Annotated in this window: 15 protein-coding genes; 2 read left to right on the forward strand and 13 right to left on the reverse strand. The window is 68.1% G+C overall.

The window, feature by feature from the left end:
* Positions 1 to 17 precede the first annotated feature (17 nt).
* The gene (gene glpK, locus ACFXQA_RS00620) at positions 18 to 1532 is read left to right on the forward strand and encodes a glycerol kinase GlpK (protein WP_394517851.1); all 1515 of its coding nucleotides are present in this window, start codon (positions 18 to 20) and stop codon (positions 1530 to 1532) included.
* A gap of 108 nt (positions 1533 to 1640) precedes the next feature.
* Here the strand turns inward: glpK and ACFXQA_RS00625 are convergent, their stop codons facing one another.
* Positions 1641 to 2117: an OsmC family protein gene (locus tag ACFXQA_RS00625; protein WP_394517852.1), complete on the reverse strand. Its 477-nt coding sequence runs from the start codon at positions 2115 to 2117 to the stop codon at positions 1641 to 1643.
* Between the two features lie 42 nt (positions 2118 to 2159).
* On the opposite strand from ACFXQA_RS00625, the gene ACFXQA_RS00630 reads away from it, so the two are divergent.
* Positions 2160 to 3143 carry an asparaginase gene (locus ACFXQA_RS00630; RefSeq protein ID WP_394517853.1) on the forward strand — a complete coding sequence of 328 codons (984 nt, stop codon included), beginning with the start codon at positions 2160 to 2162 and terminating at the stop codon, positions 3141 to 3143.
* Between the two features lie 6 nt (positions 3144 to 3149).
* Here the strand turns inward: ACFXQA_RS00630 and ACFXQA_RS00635 are convergent, their stop codons facing one another.
* The 12 genes from ACFXQA_RS00635 to atpA form a co-directional block, all read right to left on the reverse strand.
* A complete protein-coding gene (locus ACFXQA_RS00635) occupies positions 3150 to 4385 on the reverse strand; it encodes a saccharopine dehydrogenase family protein (protein ID WP_394518060.1) in 1236 nt (411 codons plus the stop codon).
* 14 nt (positions 4386 to 4399) lie between these two features.
* Positions 4400 to 5935, reverse strand: coding sequence for an APC family permease (locus ACFXQA_RS00640; protein WP_394517854.1), 1536 nt, complete (start codon positions 5933 to 5935; stop codon positions 4400 to 4402).
* A 43-nt stretch (positions 5936 to 5978) separates the two neighbouring features.
* Positions 5979 to 8633 (reverse strand): FtsK/SpoIIIE domain-containing protein, encoded by a 2655-nt coding sequence (locus tag ACFXQA_RS00645; RefSeq protein WP_394517855.1) that lies wholly within the window; start codon positions 8631 to 8633, stop codon positions 5979 to 5981.
* Between the two features lie 210 nt (positions 8634 to 8843).
* Positions 8844 to 9617, reverse strand: coding sequence for a PP2C family protein-serine/threonine phosphatase (locus ACFXQA_RS00650; protein WP_394517856.1), 774 nt, complete (start codon positions 9615 to 9617; stop codon positions 8844 to 8846).
* Positions 9618 to 9745: 128 nt separating this feature from the next.
* Positions 9746 to 10726 carry an aldo/keto reductase gene (locus ACFXQA_RS00655; protein ID WP_394517857.1) on the reverse strand — a complete coding sequence of 327 codons (981 nt, stop codon included), beginning with the start codon at positions 10724 to 10726 and terminating at the stop codon, positions 9746 to 9748.
* 25 nt (positions 10727 to 10751) lie between these two features.
* Entirely contained in the window at positions 10752 to 11444 is a 693-nt protein-coding gene (locus ACFXQA_RS00660) for a DUF5684 domain-containing protein (protein ID WP_394517858.1), read from the reverse strand.
* Between the two features lie 136 nt (positions 11445 to 11580).
* The gene (locus tag ACFXQA_RS00665; protein ID WP_394517859.1) at positions 11581 to 12267 is read right to left on the reverse strand and encodes a large exoprotein; all 687 of its coding nucleotides are present in this window, start codon (positions 12265 to 12267) and stop codon (positions 11581 to 11583) included.
* A 129-nt stretch (positions 12268 to 12396) separates the two neighbouring features.
* Positions 12397 to 13146, reverse strand: coding sequence for a YaaA family protein (locus tag ACFXQA_RS00670; protein ID WP_394517860.1), 750 nt, complete (start codon positions 13144 to 13146; stop codon positions 12397 to 12399).
* A gap of 70 nt (positions 13147 to 13216) precedes the next feature.
* Positions 13217 to 13477 (reverse strand): F0F1 ATP synthase subunit epsilon, encoded by a 261-nt coding sequence (locus ACFXQA_RS00675; protein WP_394517861.1) that lies wholly within the window; start codon positions 13475 to 13477, stop codon positions 13217 to 13219.
* Position 13478: 1 nt separating this feature from the next.
* Complete coding sequence (gene atpD / locus ACFXQA_RS00680) at positions 13479 to 14927, reverse strand: F0F1 ATP synthase subunit beta (RefSeq protein WP_394517862.1); 1449 nt, start codon at positions 14925 to 14927, stop codon at positions 13479 to 13481.
* Positions 14928 to 14950: 23 nt separating this feature from the next.
* On the reverse strand, positions 14951 to 15850 hold the full coding sequence (locus ACFXQA_RS00685; protein ID WP_394517863.1) for a F0F1 ATP synthase subunit gamma: 900 nt from the start codon (positions 15848 to 15850) through the stop codon (positions 14951 to 14953).
* Between the two features lie 19 nt (positions 15851 to 15869).
* The gene (gene atpA, locus ACFXQA_RS00690; protein ID WP_394517864.1) at positions 15870 to 17507 is read right to left on the reverse strand and encodes a F0F1 ATP synthase subunit alpha; all 1638 of its coding nucleotides are present in this window, start codon (positions 17505 to 17507) and stop codon (positions 15870 to 15872) included.
* Between the last annotated feature and the right edge of the window lie 7 nt (positions 17508 to 17514).

Below are 17514 nucleotides of genomic sequence, written 5' to 3' on the forward strand. Positions count from 1 at the left end.
ACAAGGAAGTCCACGTAATGGCTGATTACGTTCTCGCCATCGACCAGGGCACGACCTCGAGCCGCGCCATGATCTTCGACAAGAAGGGAAGCGTCGTCTCGGTCGGTCAGAAAGAGCACGAGCAGATCTTCCCGAAGGCAGGCTGGGTCGAGCACGACCCGGCCGAGATCTGGCGCAATGTGCAGGAGGTCATCGGTCTCGCACTCGCGAAGGCCGACATCACCCGCCACGACCTCGCCGCCATCGGCATCACCAACCAGCGCGAGACCGCGGTGGTGTGGGACAAGAACACCGGCAAGCCCGTCTACAACGCGATCGTGTGGCAGGACACCCGCACCCAGTCGATCGTCGACCGCCTCTCGGAAGACGGCGGCGTCGAACGGTTCAAAGAGATCGTCGGCCTGCCCCTCGCGACCTACTTCTCGGGCACGAAGATCGTCTGGATCCTCGAGAACGTCGAGGGGGCCCGAGAGAAGGCCGAAGCCGGTGACCTCATCTTCGGCACGACCGACACCTGGGTGCTGTGGAACCTCACGGGCGGCATCGACGGCGGCGTTCACGCGACCGATGTCACGAACGCCAGCCGCACCCTGTTCATGGACCTCGAGACCCTTTCGTGGCGCGACGACATCCTCGAGGTGTTCGGCGTACCGCGCTCGATGATGCCCGAGATCCGCTCGTCCTCCGAGGTCTACGGCACCGCCGAGTCGTCGTCGCTGCTGCGCGAGACCCCGGTCGCCGGCATCCTCGGCGACCAGCAGGCGGCCACGTTCGGCCAGGCCGCGTATGACCCGGGCGAGAGCAAGAACACCTACGGCACGGGTAACTTCCTCATCTTCCAGACGGGCGAAGAGATCGTCCGGTCGAAGAACGGCCTGCTCACCACGCTCGGGTACAAGCTCGGCGACGGCCCGGCGCACTACGCGCTCGAAGGTTCGATCGCCGTGACCGGTTCGCTCATCCAGTGGCTGCGCGACCAGCTCGGCATCATCTCGAGCGCTCCCGAGGTCGAAGCCCTCGCCCGCACGGTCGACGACAACGGCGGCGTGTACTTCGTGCCGGCGTTCTCGGGGCTGTTCGCCCCGTACTGGCGTCCCGACGCCCGCGGGGCGATCGTGGGCATGACCCGGTTCGTGAACAAGGGCCACATCGCCCGCGCCGCTCTGGAGGCCACGGCCTTCCAGACGCGTGAGGTTCTCGAGGCGGTCAACGCCGACTCGGGTGTCGATCTCACCGAACTCAAGGTCGACGGCGGCATGACCGCCAACGACGAGCTCATGCAGTTCCAGGCCGACATCCTCGGCGTGCCGGTCGTCCGGCCCGTCGTCGCCGAGACCACCGCGCTCGGCGCCGCGTACGCCGCGGGTCTCGCGGTCGGATTCTGGAACAACCTCGATGACCTGCGCGCCAACTGGCAGGAAGACAAGCGCTGGGAGCCGAACCTCGACGAGGAAGAGCGCGCCCGCCAGATCCGCCTGTGGAAGAAGGCCGTCACCAAGTCGATGGACTGGGTAGACGCCGACGTGATCTGACCTCCTCCCTCCGAGGACCGCGAGACTTCATCCGACGGACCAGACTGCGGGCTCACCCCGCTGTCTCGTCCGGACGATGAAGTCTCGCGGTCGTTGGAGGGTCAGTCGTCAGGCGGTGGCGACGAGGATCGTGGGTTCGTGGCGCACGGGGAAGTTCACCGAGTTCGCGATGAAGCACCATTCCCGGGCCTGCGCGTGTGCTGCAGCCGCAGCATCCGCCATAGACGCGTCGGCGACGGTGACGCGTGGGCGCAGCACCGCCTCGGTGAACGCCCCACCGCCTTTGCCGTCCTCCAGGAGGGTTGCACTGGCGTCGTCCTCGTAGGCAGTGACGACCACGCCGACCTTCACGCAGGCGTACAGGTACGACAGCAGGTGGCATTCGCTCAGCGATGCAAGCAGAAGGTCTTCGGGGTTCCACTTGTCGGGGTCGCCGCGGAACGGGGTGTCGGCCGTCGCCGCCAGATCGGGCTTGCCGTCGATCGAGATCGTGACGCTCCGGTCGTAGTCGCGGTATCCGCTGGTGCCCGTGCCGCGGTCGCCGGTCCACTGCGCGCGGAGCCGGTAGGAGTGCTCGCCGTTCATGGGGCCATTCTGACACCGCCCGACCCTCGGTAGACTGGCGGGATGCCATCGAGCCCCACCGACGCCGTCGAACTCGCCGTCGTCGAACGCGGCGGCTTCATCGAATCGCGACACCTGGGGCGGGCGATCGTCCTCGCGCCCGACGGCGCAGTCATCGACGCGCTGGGCGACACGACGGCGCCGTTCCTCCCCCGCTCGAGCATGAAACCGCTGCAAGCACTGGCCTGCCTCTCGGCGGGCGCGCCGCTGGCGGGCGAGAGCCTCGCCCTCGCCATGGCGAGTCACGCCGGCACCGAACGGCACGTCGCCGCGGTCCGCGAGATCCTGAACGCCGCCGGCCTCGGCGAGAACGACCTCGGCTGCCCGTCGGCGTACCCCGGCGACACCGCCTCGCGCGACCACCTCGTGCGCGAGCACCTCGAGCCGTCGCGCATCTGCATGACGTGCTCGGGCAAGCACGCGGCCATGCTGCTGGCGTGCACGACGAACGGCTGGGATCCGGCAACCTATCTCGACCCCGCGCATCCGCTGCAGTCGCACATCCGCGAGGTCATCGAACGCCTCACCGGCGAGCGCATCACCACGACGGTCGTCGACGGGTGCGGAGCGCCCGTCCACGCGATGACGCTCGCCGGCCTCGCGCGGGCGGTGCACCGCATCGGAACGTCGTCGGAACGCTCACCCTTCGCCCTCCACCGCAGCGCGGCCACGCTCGTCCGCGCCGTGCGCGAGCACCCGTGGACGATCGACGGGCCCGGCCGCCCCGACACCGTCGTGGTCGAGCGTCTCGGCGTCTTCGCCAAGAGCGGCGCTGAGGGCGTCATGGTGATGGTCGCCCCCGACGGCACGACCGTAGCCCTGAAGGTGCTCGACGGCAGCGGACGCGCGGGCACGGCCGTCGCCCTGCGTCTGCTGGAGCGAGCGGGTGCCCTCCCGGCGAACGACGTCGCGCTGACCCTCCGCGCGTTGCCCCTGGCGGTCTCGGGCGGCAGCCGTACCGTCGGATCGATCCGCGCCGCCTTCTGACGGGCCTCACGCCGTCGCGACGGGCTTCTCCTCGATGCCCCAGGGCGAACCGTAGCCTTCCGGCGTCGGGGCGGCGAGAAGCTCCAGGAAGGGCTTCGCGTCGAAGGCCTCGGGGCCGAGCACCCCGGCACCCGTCCACTCACCGCGCGCCAACAGTTCGAGCGCGATCACGGGGTTGATGGCGGTCTGCCATACGACCGCTTGAGAGCCGTACTCCGCCATCGTCTGCTCGTTGTCGGCCACGTGGTAGAGGTAGGTCGAGCGCGGCGCCCCGTCTTTACCCGTCCCCCGCACCCACAGCCCCGCGCAGGTCTTCCCCGTCATCCGGTCACCCAGCATGGCGGGGTCGGGCAGACAGGCGGCCACGACGTCGCGCGGCGAGACCTCCGCACCTTTCACCCGCACGGGGTCGGTCTTGTCGAGACCGAGCTTGTGCAGCACCTTCAACACCTCGATGAACTCGTCGCCGAGACCGTATTTGAAAGTGACGCGCTTCGCTTTGGTCCATCGCGGCATGAGGAGCACTTCTTCGTGCTCGACGTTGACGCACTCGACCGGGCCGATGCCGTCGGGGAAGTCGAAGATCTCGGGCTCGCTGAACGGCGCCGTCGTGTACCACCCGCGGCCCTCCTCGTACACGACCGGGGGGTTGAGGCACTCCTCGATCGTGGTCCAGATCGAGAACGAGGGCGCGAAGTCGTAGCCGGCCACGACGAGATTCGCGCCGTCACGCACACCGAGCTCATCGATCTCGTCGAACAGTTCGTCTTCGGCGTACCGCGCGAAGACGTCGGACAACCCGGGCTCGACGCCGATGCCCACGAGGGCGAGGCGGCCCGCGGCTTCCCATTCGGCGGCGCGGGCGAACTGCTCGTCGCCGAGCATGACACCGGTCAGCTCGTGAGGGTGATCCGGATGCGGCGACGACAGGCTCATCGCCATGTCGAGGTACGTGGCGCCCGCCTCGAAGCATCCGGTGAAGATGGGCATCACGAAGCGCGGATCGACGGCGTTGAGCACGTGCGTGACGCGGTGCGCACGGATGAGCGCCGCGACGGACTCGGGATTCGAGGCGTCGACCTGCGCGGCGACCAGACGACCGTCAGCCAGGTGCTCGACCAACGACGTCGGACGAGCCGGGTCGTAGTCGGCGATCACGAGGGTGTCGAAGAAGTCTCGGCGCACCGCGATACGGGCGGCAGCCGAGCCCACACCGCCCGCTCCGATGATGAGGATGCGCATGGGTTGTGCGCTCATCACAGACCTCCGTCGACGGAACGCGGGTAGGCGATCGGCTCGTCCGGCACGAGCACCGGCGTGTCGCGGTTGAGGCTTTCGCCGCGGAAGAACGGTTTCGAGCGCGGGAATGCGAACCACAGGAACATCAGCAGCACCCCGAACGCGAGCGATCCGATGCCGAGGACGAACGTGCCCCCGATTCCGAAGAGAACGGTGAAGCCGTAGTCGACGTCGTACATGTCGATCGCGGACTGCACGAACGCATAGGTCAGCATGAGGCCGCCGAGGAGCGGGAACAGGCCGCGGAAGACGAAGTCGCGCGCCGAGGTGAAGAGATCGCGCCGGAAGTACCACACACAGGCGAAGCAGGTGATGGCGTAGTAGAAGGCGATGGCGAGCCCGAGGGAGAGGATCGAGTCCTGCAGGATGTTGTCGCTGATCAGACTCATTCCGACGTAGTAGAGGCTGGCGACGACCCCCATCACGAGCGTCGAGAACGACGGCGTCTTATAGCGCGGATGCACCGTCTGGAAACGCTGCGGCAGGGCTTTGTAGGCCGCCATCGCCAGGGTGCCGCGGGCGGTGGGAAGGATCGTGGTCTGCGTCGAGGAGACGGCGGAGATGAGCACGGCGACCACGAGCACCCAGCCGAAGGGGCCGAACAGGTCGTCCTTCATCCCGAGGAACACGTCTTCGGCATTGGCCTCGTTCCCGAGCCCCACGCCCGTGTCACCGAGCCCGGCGTACATGATCGCGGCGACGGCGACGCTGACGTAGGTGAACAGCAGAATGACGGTTGTGAGCAGGGCCGCGCGCCCGGGAGTGCGCTTCGGGTCCTTCGTCTCTTCGTTGAGGGCGAGGCAGGTGTCCCACCCCCAGTAGATGAACAGGGCGAGCAGCACGGCCTCGGTGAAGCCCGACCAATCGGTGAACCCGAGCGGGTTGAACCACGCCCAGTCGAAGGGAGTCGGATCGGGGGCGGAGCCGTCGAAGAACTTCCAGAGGGCGGCGACGACGAACAGCGCGAGGACGACGTACTGCACACCGAGCAAGACGTTCTGAATGCGCTCGCCGATCTCGACGCCACGCCAGCTCACCCAGGTCATCGCCGCGATGAAGGCGACGCCCGTCGCGGTGACGAGCGGCACGTTCTCCGACAGCGAGCCGTCACCGATGAGCGACCACAGATAGATGCCCGCGATCTGCGCCAGGTTGGCGAGCACGATCATGCCGGCCACCGCGACACCCCAACCGCCCATCCACCCGACCCACGGGCCGAATGCCTTCGTCCCCCACGTGAAGGTCGTTCCGCAGTCGGGGGCGGCTCGATTCAGCTCGCGGTACGCGTATGCGCTGAAGAGCATGGGGATGAACGCGATGATGAACGCGATCGGCGCCTGCGCGCCGACGGCGAGCACGATGAAACCCAGCGTCGCGACGAGCGAGAAGACCGGGGCGGTCGAGGCGAGGCCGATGACCACCGATCCCCACAATCCCAGCGTGCCGGTGGCCAGTCCCTTGCCTGCGATCGGTCGCCCGTCGGTCGTCGTCATGGAGTGACCGTAGGGGTCCGGGCACCGCGCGGTCAAGGGTTTGTCATCCTCCCCGCACTCCCGCGATCGCCACCCGCCTCGCCCGGCGGCCCGCGCGGCATTCCCAGGCGCGACCTCGACCCGCCTCGGCGAACGGGGGCAGGTCACGGTCACCGGTCAGGAGCCGGTAGTCCCCCGCGCACGAGACGTCGACGATCAACGTGTGCATGTTTCGGACCCGCGCGAGGAGACGGGGGTGCCCCATCCACTGCTCCGGGTCGCCGATGATCACGACACGCCCCTCGGGCTCTGGCTCCGACACGTCGCCCGGGCCGTCGACCTCACGGATGCGCACTCCGGTGCGTTCCCAGCGCTCGACCACGCCCGGCGGACAATGGCGCACCACGTAACCGCTGACTCCCGCGTGCGGCTCCCAGAGCGGGGCGGATGCTGCGCCCGCCTCTCCCGCCCACGGGTCGCTCGTCGTCGCCACCTGCACCGAGCGGCGGTCGATCGTTCCGCGTCCGGGAGGCAGGTCCGGAATGAAGTCGGCCCCGTCACCGCCGACGGCGAGATGGTCGGAGCGGGAAGCCGTCCCCAGCACGAGACGCCGCGGGAACAGGTCGGCGAGTCGGCCCGCCGGGCCGGTGAGGCGCTGCGCCGAGGAGAAGACGCGAAGCCCGAGGTCACCCGCTCCGCGGATCCACCTCTCGAGCTCCTCCGCGGCGATGCGGCCGTATTCCCCGGGCAGCCGCCCGGCCAGTGCGTCGAGATCGTCGACGATCACCGCCGTGCCCGGCACGGGTGGCACCCCCGCCGCAAGGGCATCCCACGCCGATTCCGGATCCGGCCCGATCCAGAGCCGCGACGCCTCGGGAACCTGCGCCGCGAGCATGCGGAGGGTCGTCGTCTTCCCCGACCTCGCCCCACCGACGACCAAGAGGGCGCGATCCTCGACGACGTACGGCCCCTGGCGCTGGCGGTCGGGCTCATCGACCAGCCCGAGGGCGACGACACCGGGCTCGGCAACCCGCAGGTCGGTGAGAGCGATCGAGGAGGGCAGCACCGGGAGCCACGGCCGCCGGGCGCGTTCACCGCCGATGCCCGCGACCGCAGCGATATCGGCGTGGTCGCTCAGGGCCATGCGAACGCGCGAGGTGCGCGCGTCGCCGGCTCGCCGAACGATCGCAAGCCCTCGGCCACCTGCCCCGCCGGGCAGGGTCGCGGCCTCGTCCGTGCCGACGACCGTGCGACTGTCGTGGGCTTCGGAGACCCGCAGGCTCAGTCGTAGCGGACAGTTCGCCAAGAGACCGTCGCGCAGCACACCCGACGCACGCTGCGTGCCGATCACGAGGTGCATACCGAGCGCTCGTCCCCGCGCGGCGATGTCGGTGAACAGTGCCTCGAGCTCGGGGTGGGTCTCTCGGAGCACCGCGAACTCGTCGACGACGATCACCAGGCGCGGCAGATCGACTTCGGCGATGTCGCGGGCCCCCGACCGCGCGAGCTCGGCCTCCCGGTGGCGAAGCTCGGCGCGCAGGCTCTCGATCGCCCGGCGCGCCGCCGCACTGTCGAGGTCGGTGATCACCCCCGTGACATGCGGCAGGTGGGCAAGCGCATCGAAGGCCGTCCCTCCTTTGAAGTCGGCGAGGAGGAGGGAAACCGCCGAGGTCTCGTAAGCGGTGCACAGTGCGACGACCCACGTCACGAGAAGCTCGCTCTTGCCGGCGCCCGTCATACCCGTCACGACCGCGTGCGGGCCGTCGGCCACGATGTCGAGTTCGGCGATGCGCGTACCAGTGACACCCACGGGCACCGAAAGCCCCTTCGGCGCACCCTCGCGTCGAGCCAGCCCGAGCGAGGCGAGCGTGACCGGCGGGGTGTCGGGAACCGTGGGCTCGAGACTTCTCGCGCGACTCGTCAGCTCGCGGGCGATGACGTCGGCCTGGAGAGCAGACAGCGCCTCGACGACCACCCGGTGCACTTCCCCCCTCGCCTCGACGCGCGCCGACTCGGCGTCGACCAGGAAGAGGACGGTGTCGCAGCGGGGCGGGAGGGCCTCACCCGGCGCGGCTGACACCAGCACGAGATCGGCGTCCGAGAAGGCATCGCCGGCTCGTCCCACCCCCACGACGAACGGCGCGGTGGTCGTCGCGTGCGGCAGTGAGCGCACCCACGGTGCCTCTGGGCCCGTCACAGTCAGTTCACCCGGCGCACGGGCCAGTGCGAGCTGCAGCGCCAACGCCCGCACGACGCTTTCCGCGGCAAGAGCCGGGCCCACGACCACGATGCCGGTGCTGGCGGGAAGAACGACGGGGGCGTTGGCGACCGAGCGCGCACGGCGCGTGAGTGTCGCGTCGTCGTCGCCACCACCCGACAGCCGTACGCCGCTCGGGACGCTCCCCGCACCGATCACGATCGTCGCCATCCGGTCGGGCACCGACCGCCAGATCTGTTCGGGGTGAGCCAGGTATCCGGCGACGTCGGGGTGACGCGAACGCAACGCAGACCGCTCCGCCGCGTGTCGATCCTCGACCTCGACCCCCACACGGGCTCGGGCGATCGCCGCCTCTTCATTGGCCTCTCGCCGCGCACGACGTGCGGTGCGCGCGCCGTCGACGACGCCGGCGACCGCGATCACGGGGCCGAGGAGCGCGAACCACAGAGCGAAGACCGACCCGGTGAACGCCCAGAACCCCAGGGCCCCCACCACAGGCACCGCAGATGCCAGCCACGGTACGGACGGGCGCGGCGGCTTCGGGGGCGCAGGCGCGAGAACCAGCGGTGACGGATCTGCGACAGGTCGAGCGGCGAGCGCGGGGACGAAGCCGGAACTCATCGGACCAGTCCACCGCGGCGCTCTCCCTCCGAGTGCCGCTCCGGGATGCCTGTGGACAACGCGCGGCGGAGGACGCCTGGGGAGGAGCGGTCAGGCGGAGGGACGAGAGACGTCGAGCACGATGATCGTGACGTTGTCACGACCGCCGTTCTCGAGCGCGGCATCGAGCATCGCCTGCACGGCGTCGGCCGGGTCGGGGTTCTCGACGAGAAAGTGTCGGATGCCGTAGTCGGTGAGCTCTTTCGTGAGCCCATCCGAACAGATCACGAAGCGGTCGCCGTCGACGACGTCGAGTCGCACGTAATCGGGCTTGACGGTCTCGCTCGGCCCGACGGCCCGGGTGATGACGTTGCCGTACGGGTGGTTCTCCGCCTCTTCGGGGCTCAGCCGTCCGGAGGCCATGAGTTCCTGCACGACCGAATGATCCGTGGTGACCTGCGTGATCTCATCGTCTCGCAGCAGGTAGACCCGTGAATCGCCGATGTTCAGGGTGACCCAGTGCGGCGGCTCTTCCGTCGCATCCAGGAAGACTCCCGTGAGCGTCGTACCGGTGCCGTCATCCGTCGTCTCGGGGTGCGAGATGATGTCTTTGACCGCGCGCCCCAGGGCCTTCTCGATGGCTTTCGGCGACACTCCCCCGCTTTCGACCATCCCGCGCAGTCGATCGACGGTACTGGCGCTGGCGATCTCGCCACCGATGTGACCGCCCATGCCGTCGGCGACGACGTAGAGGGGGAAGCTCGCGAGCACCGCGTCTTGGTTGGCCTCCCGGCGCCGCCCGGTGTCGGTGACCTCGGCCCAGGAGAGTTCGATCGCGCCGCCGGGGAGCGGCACGCTTCGAGTACGGGTCGTCACCTCGGGCACGCCACATCCTTCGGTCGGTCGACTGCGGGGCCGAACCTGACGTTCGGCGCTCGTTCAGTGTAGTCGACCGGGTCCGTGCGCCCACGGACTCACGGTCAGGTGAAGGGCGTGTTCGCGACTCGGTGGCCTCAGCCTGCTGCGGGATCAGCCACCAACGGGAAGACCGCGTCGATCGCCGCAAGGTCGTCGACGGTCGGCTGCCATGCCGTCGCCGCGGCGGCGTTCGCACGGATCTGCTCGGCGCTGGTGGCGCCCGCGATGACGCTCGACACCGAGGCTCGAGCAAGGAACCAGCCGAAGGTCGCCTGCAACATCGTGATCGCGCGCTCCTCGCAGAACGAACGATAGGCGTCGAGGGCGTCCCAGGGTGCGTCCCGCCACAGGTGCGGCCGTGACGTCATGATGCGGCTCGTCTCCGGGCCCCCTTCTCGTGTGAACTTGCCGGTGAGAAGCCCGTTGTGGAGCGGAAAGAACGGGAAGAAGCCGAGTCCGAAGTGTTCGACGGCCGGCAGCACGTCGCGTTCGGCCGCACGCACGAGCAGGCTGTGCTGGTTCTGGGCCGAGACGAAGCCGACTCCCCGCGCGGCGCTCAGCTCGGCCTCGGCGATCTGCCACCCCGTGAAGTTCGAGTGACCGACGTAGCGCACCTTCCCCTCGCGGACGAGGTCGGTCAGCACATCGAGCGTCTCGCCGATCGGCGTCGCCGGGTCGGGGGTGTGCAGCTGATAGAGGTCGATCCAGTCGGTCCGTAGTCGGCGGAGGGATGCTTCGACGCTGCGGCGGACGGCGATACGCGATGCCTTCGCGCCACCCACGACGGCCGGTGCGAAATCGCTGTGCCCGAACTTCGTCGCGAGGACGACCTCGTCACGGCGCCCCTCGAGGGCTTCGCCCATCAGGGTCTCGGAGACGCCGAACTCCTTGCCGTAGATGTCGGCAGTGTCGAGGAAAGTGACGCCGGCGTCTATTGCCGCGTCGAGCACTTCGCGCGTGCCCTCGAGGGTCTCGGTGCGTGTGCCCTTGCGGCCGAAATTGTTGCAGCCGAGACCGACCGATGACACGAACAAACCGGACGCACCGACGCGGCGCTGAGGAAGTGAGGAGGACATGCGTCCAACGGTATCCCCGCAGCGCTCAGGGGCGCGGAGGCTGAGGATCGGTCGGCGGCGCGGACGGAGCAGGCGGGGCAGCCGGCGGCGGCGGGTACGCGCCGGGAGCGGAGGAGCCGGGCTGCACAGACCCCGGCTGCACGAAGCCCTGCGGCGCGTAGCCCTGCGGCGCGTAGCCGCCGTGAACCCACTGCGCCGGAACGCCCTGCCACGCGGTCTTGTCGGCGAGGAAGTTGCCCGCCCAGGCAGCGGGGCGAATCCGCGTGTTCCACCGGCTTCGGTCGTAGGCCATGATGCCGAGCCAGACGGGACTCACGAAGAGGAAGAGGATGATCCACGCTCCATCCTTCTGCAACTTCGTGTGCACACGGTAGGCGGCCAGCGCGAAGTAGACCGTGAACGACAGGTTCGCGACCCACGCGATCATGGGTCCGACGAACGGAATCAGGTAGAGCACGAGTGACGCACCGAGAAGCACCAGCACCCACCAGGGGCTCAGGTCACCGAGCTTGACGAAAACCATCTCGCGGTACACCGGTACCCAGGCGCGCCACTTGCCCTCGACCCCCGCCTTCTCGAACAGTTTCATGTAGAAGAGCGAGTACACGACGTAGAAGACGGCGAAGAACACGAGCAGGCCGACACCGACGGCGACCAGCACGCCGGCGACCGCGACGGGGATGCCCTCGTTGGAGGGGTAGTCGTTGTACGAACCCATGGTGGTCCTCTCGGGGAAGGGGTGGAGCATTGCGGCGGGAGAGCTCAGGCGGCCTGTTGCGGGAGAACCGGGGTCCGGTCGATGCCCACGGAAGAAAGAACCCCTCGCGAGAGGCGAGGGGTTCTTTCCATCGACGTCAGGGGCGCGGGGGCTCCGTGGGGCCACCGGGAGCCGGCGGCGGAGGCGGGGTCGATCCACCCGGTGCTGCCGGCGGCGGCGGGTATGCACCGGGAGCCTGCGTGCCGGGAGCGGCGTAGCCACCCTGGCCGTAGCCGCCCTGCCCGTAGCCACCCTGGACGTTGCCGCCGTTCGAAGCCTGCGGGGGGACACCCTGCCACTGCGTCTTGTCGGCGATGAAGCTGTTCGCCCACGGCGACGGCGGCACGTTCTGGTTCCAGCGCGAAGAGCCGAAAGCCAGGATGCCGAGCCAGATCAGCGTTCCGACACCCGGGATCAGCCAGAGAAGGAGCAGGTACCACTCCTTGCCGAGCTTGAGCCCGACACGCCAGGAGTACATGACCACGACGGCGACCGCGACGAGGTTGAAGACGAAGCCGATCGCGGGGATCTGGCCGAGGACGGCGGAGACGGCGAACGCGCCCAGCACGACCCACGGCGAGACGTCGCCGAGCTTGCCGAGCACCATGCTGTTGTAGACCGGAACCCACGCGCGCCATTTGCCCTCGACCCCGGCCTTTTCGAAGACCTTCATGAGGAAGAACGCGTAGACCACGTAGAAAATGAGGCCGAGGATGAGGAAGACGGGAATCAGCAGCAGGAGGAACGCGAAGTAAGCGTTCGATCCCGAAGTGTCGGAGTACATGGCGTACATGGGTATCCCTCGCGAAGGATCTCTGACGTGTCTCCACGCCGCGCGGCGAGTGCCCCGCGGACACATGCTAGCGAACCTGAGTGTTCGCTGTCAGGAACCCGGACGACGCGGCGCGGCGCGTCACACGATCAGCTCGGTCTCACCGACCGCCCCGGCACGCAGACGCCAGCCTGCCGACGCCGCCCATCTGATCAAGCCCTCCGGCCGAGAGATACGGGGCCGCTCTGCCGCGAGTGCCCTCGCCAGCGCGCCCTTGGAGTGCTTGTTGAAATGGTTGAGCGCCCGCGCCGCTCCCCCGTCGATCTCGGTCACGACCCGCAGATAGGTGGTCCGCACGGACGCCGGCACCGGCCCGAGAGCGGCGTACGCCTCGGAGCGCAGGTCGAGCACGAAGCGCTCCGTCGTCGCCGACAGCGCCGACTCGACAGCATCCGCCCACACTCTCCGCAACGGAGCGAGGCCGGGCAACGCCGTGCCGGCCGACAGACGGTAGGCGGGGATGCGGTCGAGCGCGCTGATCGGGCCGAACAGCGCCGACTGGATGAGAACGTGTCCGCCCAGCCACCGCCGGGCGGATGCGTCGAGGCTCTGTGCGTCCAGAGCGTCATAGAGCACGCCGGTGTACCGATCGGCGGCGGGCATCGTGGCAGCGCTCAGGATGGCGGCGTTGGCGGCGATCTCGCTGCGCTGACGGGCGCTGAGTTTGAGCACGCGTGCGGCGGCCTCCTCGTCGCGCGAAAGATCTACCAGCGCGGATGCGACGGCCTCCCGCTGTGGGCGAAGCTCGGCGAAGGCCAACGCGTCGAGGTCGAGCGCTCGCCCTCTGCCCCCCGGGCGCTTGGTCTCGGACGGTGGGAGGAGAATCAGCATCCTGCCCCTTCTCTACCTCGGAACGACGACGGCCGGCCCCGAAGGACCGGCCGTCAGCGATGCGTACGGGTCAGGCGATCAGAGCCGCGTTCCCGGCGACGATGGTGAGCTCGTCGTTCTCCATCGACAGGAAGCCGTCTCGAGCGCTGGCGAGAACCTTGGTTCCGTCGGTGCGCGTGATACGCACCTCTCCCTCGGCGAGGATCGCGAGGATCGGCTCGTGCCCGGTCATGAAACCGATCTCGCCCTCGACCGTCTTGGCGACGACGAGCGTCGCCTCACCGGTCCAGAGCTCGGCCTCGGCAGAGACCAGGCTCACCTTGAGCGGCATGTCAGCCGTTCTCTTTCTGGATCTGCGCCCACTTGGCCTCGACGTCGCCGATACCGCCGACGTTGAAGAAGGCCTGCTCGGCCACGTGGTCGAAGTCGCCCTTCACGATGGCGTCGAACGACTCGATGGTTTCCTTGATCGGAACCGTCGAACCCTCGACACCGGTGAACTTCTTCGCCATGTAGGTGTTCTGCGAGAGGAACTGCTGGATACGACGCGCACGGGAGACGACAATCTTGTCTTCTTCCGAAAGCTCGTCGACACCGAGGATCGCGATGATCTCTTGCAGTTCCTTGTTTTTCTGAAGGATCTGCTTGACGTTCGTCGCGACGCGGTAGTGGTCTTCACCGATGTAGCGCGGGTCGAGGATCCGGCTGGTCGACGTCAGCGGGTCGACGGCCGGGTACAGACCCTTCGACGCGATCTCTCGCGAGAGCTCGGTCGTGGCGTCGAGGTGGGCGAACGTGGTCGCCGGAGCCGGGTCGGTGTAGTCGTCAGCGGGAACATAGATCGCCTGCAGCGAGGTGATCGAGTGACCGCGCGTGGAGGTGATGCGCTCCTGGAGCACACCCATCTCGTCGGCGAGGTTCGGCTGGTAGCCCACGGCGGAGGGCATGCGGCCGAGCAACGTCGACACTTCGGAACCGGCCTGCGTGAAGCGGAAGATGTTGTCGATGAACAACAGCACGTCCTGCTTCTGCACGTCGCGGAAGTACTCGGCCATGGTCAGGGCCGACAGCGCGACGCGGAGGCGCGTTCCCGGCGGTTCGTCCATCTGGCCGAACACGAGCGCGGTCTTCTCGAAGACGCCCGCCTCTTCCATCTCGTGGATGAGGTCGTTGCCCTCACGGGTGCGCTCGCCGACACCGGCGAACACCGACACACCACCGTGGTCCTGGGCGACGCGCTGGATCATCTCCTGGATCAGCACCGTCTTGCCGACGCCGGCGCCGCCGAAGAGGCCGATCTTTCCGCCGAGGACGTACGGCGTGAGGAGGTCGATGACCTTGATGCCGGTCTCGAACATCTGGGTCTTCGACTCGAGCTGGTCGAAGTTCGGCGCCTTGCGGTGGATACCCCAGCGCTCGGTGATCTCGACCGTCTCGCCGGGCTCACCGTTGAGGATGTCGCCGGTCACGTTGAAGACCTTGCCCTTGGTCACGTCGCCGACCGGCACCGTGATGGGGCCGCCCGTGTCGCGGACTTCCTGACCGCGAACGAGGCCGTCGGTCGGCTTGAGGGCGATGGCGCGGACGAGGTCGTCGCCGAGGTGCTGAGCGACCTCGAGCGTGATCTCGTTCGCTTCGCCGTCGATCGTGATCGTGGTCTTCAGCGCGTTGTAGATGTCGGGGAGGGCATCGTGGGGGAACTCGATGTCGACGACCGGGCCGGTGACGCGTGCGACGCGCCCGACGACCGTGGTCTCGGCCTTCTCGGCAGTGAGGCTCATGGCTTCTTCTCTCCTCGTTAGGTCTATTTGCCAGACGCGAGGGCGTCGGCGCCGCCGACGATCTCGGCGATCTGCTGCGTGATCTCCGCCTGACGCGCGTTGTTGCGCAGGCGGGTGTAGTCGGTGATGAGCTTGTCGGCGTTGTCGCTGGCCGACTTCATGGCCTTCTGGGTCGCTGCGTGCTTCGCCGCAGACGACTGCAGAAGCGCGTTGAAGACGCGGCTCTGGATGTACACCGGCAGAAGCGCGTCGAGCACCGTCTCGGGATCGGGCTCGAACTCGTAGAGCGGGTAGAGGTCGCGGTTCGAGGCGTGGTCGTCGCCTTCGACCACCTCGAGCGGCAGGAGGCGGATCGACTCGGGCGCCTGCGTCATCATGCTGACGAAACGGTTGGAGACGAGGTGGATCTCGTCGACTCCCCCGTTGTCGCCACCGCGCTGGTACGCGTCGATGAGCGTGGCCGAGATCTCTTCCGCGGTGCGGAACTGCGGAGCATCGGTGTCGCCGGTCCACTCCGCTTCGGCCGCCATGCGGCGGAACTGGAAGTAGCCCACCGCTTTGCGACCCACGAGGTAGTACGCGACGTCTTTGCCCTGAGAGCGCAGGAGCGTCGCGAGCTCGAGTCCTTCGCGAAGGATCTGCGAGTTGAATGCGCCCGCCAGGCCCCGATCGGACGCGAAGATCACGACCGCCGAACGACGGATGTTCGCGCGCTCGGTGGTCAGCGGGTGGTCGATCGCGGAGTGCGTCGCCACCGCCGACACCGCGCGGGTCACAGCCTGCGCGAACGGCGAAGCCGCACGCACACGCGCCATCGCTTTCTGAATGCGCGAAGCCGCGATGAGCTCCATCGCCTTGGTGATCTTCTTGGTCGTCTGGGCAGAAGTGATCTTCTGCTTGTAGACCCTGAGTTGTGCGCCCATGATTGCGTCTCCGTGCCGCTTAGCGGCGACCCCGGACGATCTTCTCCTGGTTGACGTCTTCTTCCTCGGCCGCCTCGGTGGACTCGCTGCCCGGTGAGGCGATCGACTGGCCGTCGCCCGACTGGAACTCGAGGAGGAACTCGTCGGTCTTCTTGCCGAGCTCGTCGAGGATCTCGTCACTCAGTGCGTTCTTCTCACGAAGCGTTTCGAGGATCGTCGTGTTGCGACGCAGGTAGTCGAGCAACTCGCGCTCGAAGCGCAGGACGTCGGACACCTCGATCGAGTCGAGCTTTCCGTTGGTGCCGGCCCAGATCGAGACGACCTGCTCCTCGACCGGGTAGGGCGAGTACTGCGGCTGCTTGAGCAGCTCGGTCAGGCGCGCACCACGAGAGAGCTGACGACGCGACGCGGGGTCGAGGTCGCTCGCGAACATCGCGAACGCCTGCAGCGAGCGGTACTGGGCGAGCTCGAGCTTGAGCGTTCCGGAGACCTTCTTGATCGACTTCACCTGAGCGTCGCCGCCGACACGCGACACCGAGATGCCGACGTCGACCGCGGGACGCTGGTTGGCGTTGAAGAGGTCGGACTGGAGGAAGATCTGACCGTCGGTGATCGAGATGACGTTCGTCGGGATGTACGCCGAGACGTCGTTCGCCTTCGTCTCGATGATCGGCAGACCCGTCATCGATCCGGCACCGAGCTCGTCGGAGAGCTTGGCACAACGCTCCAGCAGACGGGAGTGCAGGTAGAAGACGTCGCCGGGGTACGCCTCGCGCCCCGGCGGACGACGGAGGAGCAGCGACACGGCGCGGTAGGCCTCAGCCTGCTTCGACAGGTCGTCGAAGATGATCAGCACGTGCTTGCCGCCGTACATCCAGTGCTGGCCGATGGCCGAACCGGTGTAGGGGGCGAGGTACTTGAAGCCGGCCGGGTCGGACGCGGGGGCGGCGACGATCGTGGTGTATTCCATCGCGCCGGCGTCTTCGAGCGCACCCTTGACGGAGGCGATCGTGGAGCCCTTCTGGCCGATGGCGACGTAGATGCAGCGAACCTGCTTCGAGACGTCGCCCGACTCCCAGTTGGCCTTCTGGTTGATGATCGTGTCGATCGCGATCGCGGTCTTGCCGGTCTGGCGGTCGCCGATGATGAGCTGACGCTGGCCGCGCCCGACGGGGATCATGGCGTCGATCGCCTTGATACCGGTCTGCATGGGCTCGTGGACCGACTTGCGCTGCATCACGCCGGGCGCCTGGAGCTCGAGCGCGCGGCGACCCTCCGGGACGATCTCGCCGAGGCCGTCGATCGGGTTGCCGAGCGGGTCGACGACGCGCCCGAGGAAGTTGTCGCCGACGGGTGCGGAAAGCACCTCGCCGGTGCGGGTGACGGGCTGGCCGGCTTCGACGCCGGAGAACTCGCCGAGGACGACGACGCCGATCTCGTGCTCGTCGAGGTTCTGGGCGAGGCCCAGGGTGCCGTCTTGGAACGTGACGAGCTCGTTGGCCATCACGCCGGGGAGACCCTCGACGTGGGCGATGCCGTCGGCCGCGTCGACGACGGTGCCGACCTCGGTCGCCGCCGCCCCGGTGGGCTCGTATGCGGCGACGAAGTCTTTCAGCGCGTCACGGATGACGTCGGGGCTGATGGACAGTTCTGCCATGGTCTTC

The sequence above is a fragment of the Microbacterium shimangi genome (genome assembly GCF_043556445.1).
Lineage (GTDB): Bacteria > Actinomycetota > Actinomycetes > Actinomycetales > Microbacteriaceae > Microbacterium.